Below are 12,586 nucleotides of genomic sequence, written 5' to 3' on the forward strand. Positions count from 1 at the left end.
CTGGGGACCTCATTCATCCGGAGGTCCCACCATGCAGTTCTTCCTGCGCTACGCCTACGCGCCCCTCTTCTGGTCCGGCTTCATCGGCCTGGCGACCTGGCAGGTCGGCTATCGCCAGGCTTCCCACGCCTGGCTGGTCGCCCTGTTCCTCGGGGCGCTCGGCCTGTCCTTTCTCGCCGAACGACGACTGCCCTACCAGCCACGCTGGAACCGGCCGCACGCCGACCGCCTGCGCGATGTCCTGCACGCGTCGGTCAACGAAAGCCTGAACGCACTTGGCATCCTCGCCCTGCCACTGCTGGCCGGAGTCCTGGGCTTCTGGCCGGTGTGGCCGCAGGCCTGGCCGCTGTGGCTGCAACTGCTGCTGGCGATCGTCCTGGCCGATCTCGGCATCACCCTGGTGCACTACGCCAGCCACCGTTCGGCGCTGCTTTGGCGGCTGCACGCGGTGCACCATAGCGTGCAGCGCCTGTACGGTTTCAACGGTCTGATGAAACATCCCCTGCACCTGGGCCTGGAAGCGCTCGGCGGCACCCTGCCGCTGTTGCTGCTCGGCGTGCCGCAGACGGTCGCCGCGCTGCTCGCCTTCGCCATCGGCATCCAGTTGCTGCTGCAACACAGCAACGTCGACATGCGCATCGGCGGGTTACGCCATGTGTTCGCCTGGGCACCGCTGCATCGCCTGCACCACATCCGCTACGGGCGCGCCGGCGACGTCAACTTCGCGCTGTTCTTCAGCGTCTGGGACCGCCTGCTCGGCACCGCCCTCCATCGTCCCGACTACCGCCTGGACAGCACCGACATGGGCATCGGCGACCAGCCTGACTATCCCCGCGACTATGCCGGCCAGTTGCTCGCGCCATTCCGCGACCTGCCACGCAGCAGGCACGTCCCACAGCCGCCGGAAGGATTGGGGCGTTCAGCCGGCCAGGCGTAGGTGCGGCAGCGACAGGCCGGCGCGGATACCGAGCAGGCTGCGTACGCTGCGCGACAGGTGCGCGGCGTCGGCGAAGCCGGCGTGATGGGCCGCCTCGGTCAGGCTGCGCCCCTGCAAGGCCAGGGCGAAGGCCAGGTACAGGCGGCGCCAGAGCACCAGGCGGCGCACCGACAGGCCGACCTGGACGGCGAACAGCCGCTCCAGTTGGCTCAGCGAAAGACTGGCGCTGCGCGCCAGTCTTTCCGCCTCGACCCGCGCCGCGAGTTGCTCGTCGAGCGCCGCCAGGGCCTTTTCGACGCGGCGGTCGAGCCGTCGACGAGGCAGCCGCGCAAGCCGCCCCAGCAACGCCTCGGGCTCGCCGGGAGCGTCCTCGAGAAGCTGATGCAGGTCGTCGCTGTCGAACGCCAGCGGCTCGGCGTACAGCGCCAGCAACGGCTGCGACGCGTCGACGCGATGGGCTTGCAGCGAGGGCACCAGCAAGCGCCGGGCCTCCAGTACCTGGCCAGCGACGCGCACCCGCAGCGGCGTCTCCGCCAGCAGCAACTGGTGGGCATAGTGAGCGTGCTCGCGGGTATCGCCGTTGACCCCGGCGAACAGCGCGTGGTCCCGCGCCAGCCAGACCTCGCCCTGCCAATGCCGCTCCGTCATCGCGTACCTTCCGTCAACCGTTCCGTGGCGAAACGGTGTCGGCTATGGCGACCGCCGTCAAGCCCGCAAGGTCAGCGTCCGAACCAGTCGCGCCGGTCGTCGAAGGCGTGCTCGATCAGATCGAGCAAGGCACGCACCTCCACGCGGTTCTCCGCTTCCGGCTGCACGCTCATCCAGACTTCCCGCCGCATCGGCTCGTCGAAGACCTGCGGCAACGCCGCCAGGTTGCGCTCCAGGCGTCCGGCGTAATGCGGCAGCAGGCCGATGCAGGCGCCCCAGAGGATCGCCTGTAGCAGCAGGTCGTGGCTCTGTACCTCGATCACTCCCGACTGGCGAGCCGCCACCCGCCGGTTCCAGGGTGCCAGGGCGGCGCTGGCGGCCTGGCCGTGGAGCTGCGCCAGCAGGTAGTCGTCCAGCTCGTCCTCGCTGGCCGGCCGCGTGCGCTCGCGCGAATAGCGCTTGCCGATGTGCGGCTGGTACTCCAGCTCAGCGATGCGCGCCGGTGCGGCGAAGTGGCCTTCCATCGCCGGATGCGGCTGCCCCGGATCGGCGATCCAGATGGCGATCTCCGCCGGCCCTGCGCTTTCCGGCCAGCCCTCGCGCAACTCGGCGAGGGCTACGCGCAGGTTGGCGTTCTTGCGCAGGTAGCCCCACAGCTCGCGACTGAGCACATCGTGCAGGACGCTTTCGGCCACCGCCAGGCGCACCAGCGGCTGTTGCCGGTGAAGATCGGCGTGGCTCTGGCTGTCCTCGACCAGGCGCTGCCCGGCGGCCTGGACGATGCGGCCCTCGCGGGTCAGCGAGAGGGCGTTGCCCTCATGCACGAACAGATGCAGGCCGAGGCGCTCCTCGAGCCGGGCCAGGGTCTTGCGCAGCAGCGTCGGCTTGACGTCCAGGCTGCGCGCAGCCTGCATGAAACAGCCGCAACGGGCGGTGACCAGGAAGAAATGCACCACCTCCAGGGAGCCGAACAGCTCGTGCCAATAGGCACGATCGTCGCGTCCCTGCGCGGGCCTGAGCAGTGCCGGGCGCTGCCCGGCGGACTCCGATAGGGCCATGCTTCCTCGCTAGCGTCCAGGCATGAGGCGAATCCGCAGTTCGATCGGCTGCGGCATGTGTTCCGGCGGCGGCAAGCGCAACGAACGGTCCATCAGCGCGCGCCGCAGTTCATTCTCGATCGGCTCGGCGTCGCTGCACAGGCAGGCGAGACGGACGATCCAGCCGCGTTCGTCGAGCCAGACCCGCAGGTCGATGTCGGTATTCGGCAACTGCCCCGCCGCGCGCCGCGACTCCAGAAAGGCCAGCAGCCGCGGCGCGGTTTCGGCGTCTTCGCCCAGGCGCTGCTGGACCTGCTCGCCGAGCCATGCGGCATAGGCGCCCCAGAGCCGCTGGCGTTCGTCGCGGAACCGCTCGGGCTCGCCGAACAGCCAACTGCGCAGGTGCCGCCAGCGGCTCGCGCGCGGCCCACGCCTGGCCTCCGGGATGCCGTCCATCAGTGCAGTTCCGCCAGGGTCTTGCCGAGCAACGCGCCGTCGATGCTCAGGGTAGCGTTGTTCACCAGGCCATCCAGGTAGGCCTTGGCGATCTGCTCCTGGCGTTGCGCGCGCAGGCTTTCGCGCAGGCGACCACGGACCTCGTCGAGGGTGGCGAGGCGAGCGTCGCGACGCTCGGTCAGCTTGACCAGGTGGAAACCGTTGGCGCCCTGGATCGGCTCGGACACCGCGCCGACCTTCAGCCGTTCCAGCGCCGGACGGATCGCCGGCAGCAGTTGCGCCTGCGCCAGCAACCCACCGATGTCGCCGCCGTTGCGGGCGGTCTGCGGGTCGTCGGAATGCTTGCGCGCCAGTTCGGCGAAGTCGCCGTCCGCGGCCTGCCGGTAGAGTTCCTGGGCGCGCTTGCGCGCTTCGGCAAGCCCGCCGGCCGCAGAGGCGGCGATGAAGATCTGGCTGACCCGGTACAGCGCCGGTACAGCCAGTTGCGCCTTGTTCGCCTGGTAGGCGGCCTGCAGTTCGGCATCGCTGGGGTAGTCCTCGGGCACCGTGCTCACCGACTCCAGGTAGGTACGCAGGACGATCTGCCGCGCCGCCGCATCGATCAGCGTCTTCACCTGCGGACGCTGTTGCCAGTCCTGGGCGCTGGCCTGCTCGTAGAGCGCCTTCTCGGCCAGTCGCGCACGCATCCAGCGCTCCAGCGCGTCGCGGTTCTCGCTCAACTGCACGCGGGTTTCCGCCGGCACCTCGGCCAGCAGCGCCTTCAGTTCGTCCGGCGCCACCTGCAAGGCGCCGAGGCGGGCCACCGCGGGCTCCGCGGCGTCGCTGGGAGATGGCTTGGCAAGCGCGGCCTGGGCCTGGCCCGCGCCGCCGTCCTCGCGCTGGCCACAGCCGGCGAGAACGGCAAGCGCGAACGCCAGGACACCGCAACGAAATGCCGGCCGCATCGGCTCAGGCCTCGCCATCGACGGGTTGACCGGCATCCTGCGCCATGCCCTGTTGCTCCGCGGCCAGGCGGCTGTAGTCGCGCAGGTAGGCGATGAACTCCTGCAGCAGGCGATCCCACAGTTCGATATGGCTACGCAGGTTGGCCGGGCTGACGCCGCCGGCGACGATCACGTCCATTTCCATCACCAGGAACTCGCCCTGCTGCGACAGGCGGCCGAAGCGCCGGCTGAGATTCCAGCGCTCGGTCAGCCCGGCGGGCAACTCGCCCTGCACGCGCAGGGCGCAGCTGAAGGTGAAGTCGAGGTAGCTCGCCGGCGTCGCCGCCGGATTGCCGAAGCGCACCGCGTAGCCGATTCCCTGGCTGGCGCTGAGCAGTTGCACGACGCCGTTCTGCTCGCTGCGGTTGACCCGGTAGCCGGCGTCCTGCAAGGCCTCGGTCAGGCTGTCGACGGAAAGGTGTTCGATCAGGGTGATGTCGTTCATGTCCGGGTTCCTGGTTTGCTATCGGATTTCACTGGGCGAGCGCCGCCTGGCGGTTCTCGACCTGAGTCTTGTAGAGATCGTCGCCGAGCTTCTGCGCCATCTCTTCGAATTTCACCCGCGCACCGCTGGCGAACGGTTGGCGGATCTTCATCACCTCGGCGACGCTGACGTTCTCGTAGGCGCCGAGAATCTCCTTGGCCACGCCATACATTTCCCGGTTCTTCGCGGTGCACTGCTGCAACTGCTGGTCGTGCTCGCGGAACGCCAGGTCGAGCTTCTGCCGCTCGGCCTCCTTGGCTCGCGCCATGACCAGCAACTCGTCGTAGGCCTGCTTGTACTTGCCCAGTTGCTCGTTGCTCGCCTCGACCATCTGCCGCGCCCGGTCGTGCAAGCCCTGTTGCTGGGCCGAGAGCTGCTCGGCCTGGCCCTTGGCCCGGGCCAGCTCGGCGCTCAGTTGCTTGACCTGGGCCAGCGCCGCATCGCGCTGGCTTTCCAGCGCGGCTTTCGCCGCGGTGGCCTGGGCCTGTTCGGTCTGCAGCGCCTGGAGTTGCTGGGTGGTGCTGCGCAACTGGGTGCGCAGGCGTTCCTCCAGGCTGTCGGCGTAGGCCGCCTGGCTGGCGTAGGCGGCGAAGGCGGCCCCGGCGAGCAGCGCCTGGGCCCAGATCGGTAATGAGAAAGGTCGCGTGTTCATGGTCTGCCTCTTCATGGTCTGCCTCGAGGAGCGCTCAGAAGCGCGTGTTGACCTCGAGTTGCAGGACGTCGATGGAGAACGGTGCGCCGTAGACCTCGTCGGAGCTGAGCCAGCGCGCGGTACCGTAGACGCGCTTGTCGAAGCCATAGCTGGCGCCGAGGATGTAGCCCTTGGCGTTGGTCCCGCCAAGGTGGAAGGTGGAATCGTTGAAACCGTCCGGCAGGGCATCCGGCTGGATGTACTTGTAGGCGGCGAAGACCTGCCAGTCGCCGGCGTCGCGCATGTCCAGGGCGTTGCCCAGGGTGAACTGGAGCATCCAGGCGTTCGCCCCGCTCTTGATGTCGCCATCGGAGCCGAGGTTGTTGGCGATCTGCGCCACACCGCCGGCGCGCTTGCGCATGTCGCCCTCGTCGTAGCCCAGGTTGTGCACGTAGTTGCCGGCCACCCGCAGCTTGAAGTCGTTGGGCAGCTCGGCATCCCAGCCGAGGTTCAGGTCGAGCAGGTTGAACTCCGAGGCCAGGCCGACGTACTGCGGGTTCGGCGTGTTCGCCGGGTCGGCCGGGTTGGGCACGATGTCGCGCAGGAGGAACACCGTGTTGCCCTTCTGCATGAAGGTCGGTCGGCTGCCGTCGGTGTCGCACTCCGGATCTCCCGCCCAGGGCCGGCAGGGGCTGGAACGCCGCCCTTCGATATCGTCGAAGCGGTAGTAGGCCAGCGCGCCGGTAAGGCTGTGCTGCGGGTTGATCTTCCAGGTGGCGCCCAATTGCGCGCCGTACATCCACTTGTTGTCGCTGTCTTCCTTGTCGAAACCGTTCGACGAGGCGGTGTCCGAGCTGTACTCCACGGGGAACGCGCCGACCGTGCCGAACAGCGAGACATCGCGGCTCAGCGGCTGGTTGAAGATCGCCGCCACGCCGTCGAAGTTGAGGTCGTTGGAATACAACAGGTCGGTGGACAGGAACGGATTGGCGATCCGCCCGCCGGTCAGGCTCAGGCGCTCGCTGGGCTTCCAGGTCAGGTAGCCCTGGTCGAGCCAGAGGTCCTTCTTGCCGAAGCCGCCGCCGAGGGTCTGGGTGGTCGACACCGGGTTGTTGTCCGAACCGGTGCCGATGCGGATGCCGGCGCTCCAGCTTTCCGACAGCGCCGCCTTGAGGCCGAAGCGCGCGCGCAGGCGCAGCAGGCTGTCGCGGTCCTCGCGGGTGTTGAGCAGCGGCGGCAGGCCCGAGCTGGTATTCGGGTTGACGTCATAGGGACCGTCGTCGTTGAGTTCGGCGAAGTCGGTGATCTGGTTGCTGTTGCCGTTGCCGAAGGAGCGCGACTCGTAGCGCAGGCGCACGTCGCCGTCGAAGCTGATGCGCGAGGCCCAGTCCGGGAAGGCGTTGGGCTGCGCCCAGTTCTCCGCCTTGGCCTGGGTCATTACCTCGGCCTTCACTTCGTCGCGGATCTGGTCGCGCACCACCTGCGGGATATAGGGTACGCGGACCTCCCCGGGGACCGCGGCGACGGCCGCCGCGGGCGCCACGGCCTGGCGCGCCTGCTGGGCCTGCAACGCCTCGGCCTCGGCCTGCCTGACCAGCGCATCGGCCTGTTCCTTCTTCAACACGCCCTGCTGTACCAACAGGCGGATCAGGTTGATCGTGGCGTTCTCCGAGGGCGCCGGCGGCTGGGCCTGCGCCTGGCCGGCCAGCGCGGCGAGCATGACGCCCATCCCCAGCGCCAGTCGGTTCACTTTCGCGTTCATCTGTGTACGGCTCCTAAGGTCCTTCAAGGCAGTCGCCTGCCGGAAATCGTTCTGGGTTGGCGTCTTCTCATCCCGGCCGCTTGCCCTGCAGGGCGATGCGCACCGGCAGGGTCAGCGAAGCCGGCGGGCGTTCTTCCAGGCGGCCGGCGGCGCGCAGCGCGGCCAGCACCTTCTGGTCGGTCTCGGGGTCGCCGCTGGAGCGGGTCAGTTCGGCCCGGGTGATATCCCCCGAGGAACTCAGCCAGATCTCCGCCTGCAGGCGGAACGCCAGGTTGCGCAGCTCCGGGTTGTCCCGCAGCAGGCGCTGGAAGGCGTAGGCCAGGTACTGGCTATAGCTGGCGTTGCCGGCGCGACCGCCGCCGGAACCGGCCATCCCGCCGCCCTTGCCGGCGCCGATGTTGAAAGCGTCGGAGCCGGACTGGGCGTCACCATCCATCTGCATCGGGTCGGCCAAGTCGTCGGCCGGCGACGGCGGCGCTTCCTCCTGCGGCTTGACCTCCTCCAGTTCGGGTTGCGGTTCCGGCTCGACGATCTTTTCCTCTTCCACCGGCTGCTCCGGTTCCGGCGGTTTTTCCGGCGGCGGCGGAGGCGGCGGCGGCAGCGGGATGATCGCCGGCACCTTGGGCGCCTCGCGGCGCACGCCGCTCATGTCGTTGGCCCACTCCCAGACCAGCCAGGCGAGGCCGGCGAGCAGCAGCGCGCCGAGGCCCCACTTGAGGTAGCGCAGGGTCGGGTTCGCCGGGTGGCCGTCGATGGACAGCGGCGCGGCATTTTTCGGCTCGGGGGTGTGCTTGGGATCGGCGGACATGTTCATCCCGGGCCTCAGGTCGGTTTGCCGGTGACCAGGCCGACCTGGGACAGCTCCAGGCGGCGCAGCAGGTCGAGGACCTCGATGACCTTCTGGTACTGCACCGTGGCGTCGCCGCGGACCACTACCGGGAAGTCGGGGTTGAGGGCCTTCTCCGTACGCAGGCGGTCCTCCAGCTCGGGCAGGGTCACCGGGTAGGCGTCGAGGAACACCTGGCCGGCGTCGTTCACCGAGATCGCCTTGGTCTTGGGCTGCGACAGCGCCACGGTGGCACTGGCCTTCGGCAGGTTGATCTGGATCCCGGCGACCTGGGCGGTGGCGGTGAGGATGAACATCACCAGCACCACCATCAGCACGTCCACCAGCGGGGTGATGTTGATGCTGTCGACGGCGCCGTCGTCGTCATCGTCGTGGCTGCTGTTCACGGAAGCCATGGCGTTCTCCTCAGGCCGGCAACGGCTGGCCGTTGCGACGATGGGCCACTTCGCTGAGCTGGCTTTCGCCATGTACCTCGGCGAGGCGGGTGACGAACTCGTCGACGAACACCCGCATGTCCGCGCTAACTTCCTTGTTCCGCGTGACCAGGCGGTTGTAGCCGAACAACGCGGGGATCGCGACGAACAGGCCCATGGCCGTGGCCAGCAGGGCGGCGGCCATGCCCGGGGCGATGGCATTGATGTTGACGTCGCCGGCCATGGCGGTGCCGAGGAACACCACCATGATCCCCAGCACGGTGCCGAGCAGGCCGATGTAGGGGCCGCCGGCGATGGCGTTGGACAGGCTCGACAAGCGCGAGCCGAGCTGCTGGTTCTCCTTGGTGCGCACGCCGTCCATGGAGGCGCGGATCGCCTCGATGGTGGCCGCGGAGACGGAAGAGGTGTCGGCGCCCTGCTCGCGGCGGGTGCGGATCTCCTTCACCGCCACCTGGTACAGGCGCCACAGCGAGGAGTGTTGCAGGCGGGCGGCCAGCTCGCGGTCGTCGGCGAGCAGTTCCAGGCGCGTGCCGACCTCGGCGAAGCGCTCGCGGAACAGCCCGTTGGCACGACTGACGCGGCCGACGTTCTGGTTCTTGCGGTACATGATGACCCACGACTGGACCATCATCAGCGCCAGGATCGCGATGATCACCCAGGCATCCAGCGGCACTGCGTTGAGCAGGAAGCCGAGCTTGCCGAAGCCGAAGCCGGACTGCTTCTCGTCGACCCCGTAGGCCACCAGGCGCGACTCGGCGCCCTGGGCGGTGGCGTCGGCGAGGAGCAGCGCCGCCGGGCGGGCGATCTTCGACAGGCGCAACTCGTCGATGGCGCCCTGGAAGGGTTGCAGGGTCGGCGCCGCGGCGCTCGCCTCACCTTCCCCGCTTGCCGCTTCGGTGGCGACCGCAGGCGCAGCCTGGCCTTCCGCGCCGATGGCGATCGCGCCGCTGAACGCCGGCAGCGCCGCCGCCAGGCTGGCGACTTCGCGACCGCCGAGATACAGCGCCAGCCGGGTACCGTCGGCGACCAGCGCCAGATGCTGCCATTGCCCCTGCGCCAGGGCCTGGCTGGCGGCAGCGCGCTGACCGTTCAGCTCGACGAAGGGCGCGCCCTGGGCCAGGCCGACCAACAGGACGTTGCCGCCTTCGCGGCGCGACAGCAGGACCTGTTCGCCGGCCAGTTGGTCGGGACGCACCCAGCCGCTGAAGCTGAAGGTGCCACCGGCGCTCACCGCCAGCGATGGGCTGGCCGGCAGCAGCAGCGGCTGGCCCAGCAGTTGCGCGGAGCGACCGATGACGCCCTCCACCGGACTGCCGGCGGCGGTCTGCGCATTGTTGGCGTAGGCAGTGGAATCCCGCGGCGGAGTGCCCGGCGCACCGTCGAAGTGATAGACCAGGGTGTAGTCCGGGTCGAACACCGACTGGCCGTTGCCGCTCTCCGGCGCCTTGGCGTTGCCGTAGTACATCCAGATGTCCTGGCGCTGGCCACCCTCCACCCGCGGCACGTCGACCCAGATCAGGGCCATGCCCATCAGCGGGTCGAAGCTCTCGACCTGGTGGCGCAATACGGTCTTGTCGTCGGCGGCGACGAAGCGGATGTCCGAGCCGTTCTCGTTGACCCCGTCGAAGGTGAAGTTGCCGGTATGCAGACGCACCAGCAACGGCAGGCGACCGAGACTGTCGTTGATCGCCGCGCCTTGCGGGGTGGTATCGACCGAGACCTGCTTGCGGTACTGCCAGTCGTCCTGCCACCAGGCACTGGCGCTGGCCGGGGCCAGCAGGCCCAGGCAGATCAGCGATGTCAGCAATAAGCGATACATGTGGGGTTACTCCGGGGTCAGCGTCAGAAGCTCGCCTGCACGCTGAAATGCAGGCGCGAGTCGTGTTTGTCGGTGTTCGTCCCTTCCAGCAACGGGAAGGCCCAGTCGAGGCTGCCGGACAGCCAGTCGGCGAGTTGCGCGCGGGTGCCGATGCCGACGCTGGCCAGGCTGAAGTCGTCGTCCTGCTCGGGCAGCGCATCCTGCAGGCGCAGTTGCGCGCCCTCGGCGAACACGTAGAAGCGCCAGTCGTTGACATAGCTGCCGGCGCGCTTGCCGAGGAAGCGTCCGAGGGACGGCGTACGCCATTCCTGGGAGAGCAGGTAGCCGTCGTCGGCGGTGTTCTCCGCCGCCAGGTAGCCACGCACGCTGGTGGCACCGCCGGCAGCGAACTGTTCGTTGGAGATCAGCGGCCCGGAGGCGAGCTGGAAGGCCGCCTTGGTCGCCACCTGCCAGTCGCCGCCGAAGGTCAGGGTGTGGTTGAGATCGCCCTTGAGCACACCGAAGCCGGACTTGGCGCGATAACGCTTGCGGTCGAATTCCTCGTCGTCGTCGCCGTAGCCGAGGAGACTGCCGGTACCGGCCACCAGGCTCAGGCCGAGGGCCAACTGGGAACGTTCGGTGTAGCGGAAGCCGTTGTAGCTGAGGGTCAGCGGGGCGTACTTGATCGGCACCCTGTCGTTGTTGCCGCCGATCCGGGTCTGTTCCTCGAAGTCCTTGAAGTCGACGCCGAAGGAGAACGAGTGCGACCAGAGGCCGGTGACCGGCAGGCTGTAGATCGCCGCGACGCCATAGGAATGGCCCTGGCCGACCACATTCATGCTGCCCACCGTGGCCACGTCGCTGTCGGACTGGTAGCCGGACAGCTGCACGCTCCAGCGCTGGCTCAGCGGCGCGGTGTAGGAGCCGGACCAGACCTTGGCGTTGTCCTGGTCCTGCGGCGCGGTGAAATAGGTCAGCGAGATGGCGTGGCCGAGTTGCCAGAGATTGTCGTAGCCCAGCGAAACCACCGAGCGCAAGTGACGGGTGTCGGCGCTGTAGTCGTTGTTCAGGCCGATGCTGGCGTGCCAGGGATTCTTGTCTTCCACCTGCAGGTCGACGTCCATGGTGCCGGGCCGCTGGCCCTCGCGCACCATCGGCAGCACCTGGCGGCCGGGGGTGCGGTTGACCTGCGCCAGCTCGCGCTGGACCTGGGCGAAGTCGGGTACCTTGCCCTCCTCCAGGGCCGGCACTTCCTCGCGCAACTCCACCGGCGAATAGTGCTTGGCGCCGACCACCCGAACGCGACCGACAGTGGTCTCGGTGACCTGCAGGTAGACCACCCCGCCGCTCACCTGCTGCTCCGGCAGCTCGACGTAGACCGACTGGTAGCCCTTCTCCTGGTAGGCGGCCTGCAGCGCATCGCGCGCCCCCTCGATGTCGCCCAGGCTGCGCTGCGGTCCAAGGAAGGGATACACCGCCGCCTCGATGGCGCGGTTGTCCAGCACGGTGTTGCCGCGTACCACGTACTCGTTGATGTCCACCAGACGCTGGGTCTCGGCTCCCGCCGCGGCGGGAGGGGCCTCGTCGGCCAGCGAAGCGCACGACAATGCGACAGCCAGGCAACCGATCGACCAGCGCTGGCGAAACGGGTGCGCACAATTGAACAGCGAACGCTTCACACGGTCCCCCGAAGTTCCATCGGGACTTATTGTTCTAATGCAACAAGTCCGTTCATCGAACAGTTCTATGAAAGACAACAAACTAGCGATGACGCATGAACAACCTGTTAAAAACAGCGCCCCGCCCTTATGAAATTTCGTTCTTTTCTATTTTCACTTTCGCGCTAGATATTCAGCCGTCGCGCTCCGCCATGGCGCGCTTGCCATGTATGCAACAAGGCGAAGTTCAGGGAGAATTCCGGCATCTGCATGAGATCCCCGGAAATCACTTCCCCGATAATCCTGCCTATTATCCTTACCGCCTCCGCGCTGTTCAGCAGGACGGTTATATCGCCGACGAAAACCGGAAAACTCCAGATCTTCTGCTTCATTTCCAGGCCAACGAACCAGCGATACAGCAGGTTGTAGTTCAATTGCTCGTACAACTGCTGCTCGCTGGGAATCGCGTACAGCAGTTGCAGCAGCAGCGCGTGGATCAGCGGCTCCGGGGCCAACTGCATGCCATGTTCGCGGGCGAGCGCCAAGAGGACTTTCGCCTCTTCGCCAAGGAGACTTTCTATTTGCGGTTTCAGCAATGCCAGGGAATGTCCCGGCGGTATATAGCTGGACACTTCCTTGAGCGCACCCTGCCAATCTTCCTGGGACACTATCCAGACCCATGGCGCCCCATATCGATAAACCGATACCGGTTTCTTGCGTGCGGCTTCGACGATCTTCGATAGGCGCTGGTCAAGTTCCTGCATACCGACTTTCGAGTAACTTTCCATCAATACTCACCGTCCTTCGCCGTATTCACCGGAGTGACCACGGCCGTTAGCGGATACTGTTCTCTTGTTTCAGAGCGGAACGCGTCTTGCTCGAACGACACGCTCATTTCCAGCAACCGGTCA

General features: G+C 67.5%; 13 protein-coding genes. 1 reads left to right on the top strand and 12 read right to left on the bottom strand.

Annotated elements, in window-relative coordinates:
- The first annotated feature begins 31 nt into the window (after positions 1–31).
- A complete protein-coding gene (locus M6E97_RS20245; RefSeq protein WP_003085391.1) occupies positions 32–937 on the top strand; it encodes a sterol desaturase family protein in 906 nt (301 codons plus the stop codon).
- Here the strand turns inward: M6E97_RS20245 and M6E97_RS20250 are convergent.
- From M6E97_RS20250 to M6E97_RS31245, 12 genes are all read right to left on the bottom strand, one after another.
- Complete coding sequence (locus tag M6E97_RS20250) at positions 920–1,585, bottom strand: helix-turn-helix transcriptional regulator (RefSeq protein ID WP_023094979.1); 666 nt, start codon at positions 1,583–1,585, stop codon at positions 920–922. The genes M6E97_RS20245 and M6E97_RS20250 overlap by 18 nt on opposite strands.
- A 71-nt stretch (positions 1,586–1,656) precedes the next feature.
- A complete protein-coding gene (locus M6E97_RS20255) occupies positions 1,657–2,643 on the bottom strand; it encodes a LysR family transcriptional regulator (RefSeq protein ID WP_021264203.1) in 987 nt (328 codons plus the stop codon).
- A 9-nt stretch (positions 2,644–2,652) separates the two neighbouring features.
- Entirely contained in the window at positions 2,653–3,078 is a 426-nt protein-coding gene (locus tag M6E97_RS20260; RefSeq protein WP_003085381.1) for a hypothetical protein, read from the bottom strand.
- On the bottom strand, positions 3,078–4,022 hold the full coding sequence (locus M6E97_RS20265) for a peptidylprolyl isomerase (protein WP_023096067.1): 945 nt from the start codon (positions 4,020–4,022) through the stop codon (positions 3,078–3,080). The genes M6E97_RS20260 and M6E97_RS20265 overlap by 1 nt, the downstream gene beginning before the upstream one ends.
- A 4-nt stretch (positions 4,023–4,026) precedes the next feature.
- Entirely contained in the window at positions 4,027–4,506 is a 480-nt protein-coding gene (locus M6E97_RS20270) for a YbjN domain-containing protein (protein WP_003085375.1), read from the bottom strand.
- Between the two features lie 28 nt (positions 4,507–4,534).
- Positions 4,535–5,197, bottom strand: a complete 663-nt coding sequence (locus M6E97_RS20275; RefSeq protein WP_004348169.1) for a hypothetical protein — start codon at positions 5,195–5,197, stop codon at positions 4,535–4,537.
- Between the two features lie 34 nt (positions 5,198–5,231).
- Positions 5,232–6,938, bottom strand: a complete 1,707-nt coding sequence (locus M6E97_RS20280) for a putative porin (protein WP_003110840.1) — start codon at positions 6,936–6,938, stop codon at positions 5,232–5,234.
- Between the two features lie 67 nt (positions 6,939–7,005).
- A complete protein-coding gene (locus tag M6E97_RS20285; RefSeq protein ID WP_003085367.1) occupies positions 7,006–7,752 on the bottom strand; it encodes an energy transducer TonB family protein in 747 nt (248 codons plus the stop codon).
- A gap of 8 nt (positions 7,753–7,760) precedes the next feature.
- Positions 7,761–8,180 carry an ExbD/TolR family protein gene (locus tag M6E97_RS20290; RefSeq protein ID WP_003085366.1) on the bottom strand — a complete coding sequence of 140 codons (420 nt, stop codon included), beginning with the start codon at positions 8,178–8,180 and terminating at the stop codon, positions 7,761–7,763.
- A 10-nt stretch (positions 8,181–8,190) separates the two neighbouring features.
- Positions 8,191–10,038 carry a DUF2341 domain-containing protein gene (locus tag M6E97_RS20295; protein WP_019485096.1) on the bottom strand — a complete coding sequence of 616 codons (1,848 nt, stop codon included), beginning with the start codon at positions 10,036–10,038 and terminating at the stop codon, positions 8,191–8,193.
- A 23-nt stretch (positions 10,039–10,061) separates the two neighbouring features.
- Positions 10,062–11,696 carry a ShlB/FhaC/HecB family hemolysin secretion/activation protein gene (locus tag M6E97_RS20300; RefSeq protein WP_023110358.1) on the bottom strand — a complete coding sequence of 545 codons (1,635 nt, stop codon included), beginning with the start codon at positions 11,694–11,696 and terminating at the stop codon, positions 10,062–10,064.
- Positions 11,697–11,860: 164 nt separating this feature from the next.
- Positions 11,861–12,463: a transposase gene (locus tag M6E97_RS31245; protein WP_003141137.1), complete on the bottom strand. Its 603-nt coding sequence runs from the start codon at positions 12,461–12,463 to the stop codon at positions 11,861–11,863.
- Positions 12,464–12,586 lie beyond the last annotated feature (123 nt).

Source organism: Pseudomonas sp. B111 (assembly GCF_026428275.1).
GTDB lineage: Bacteria > Pseudomonadota > Gammaproteobacteria > Pseudomonadales > Pseudomonadaceae > Pseudomonas > Pseudomonas aeruginosa.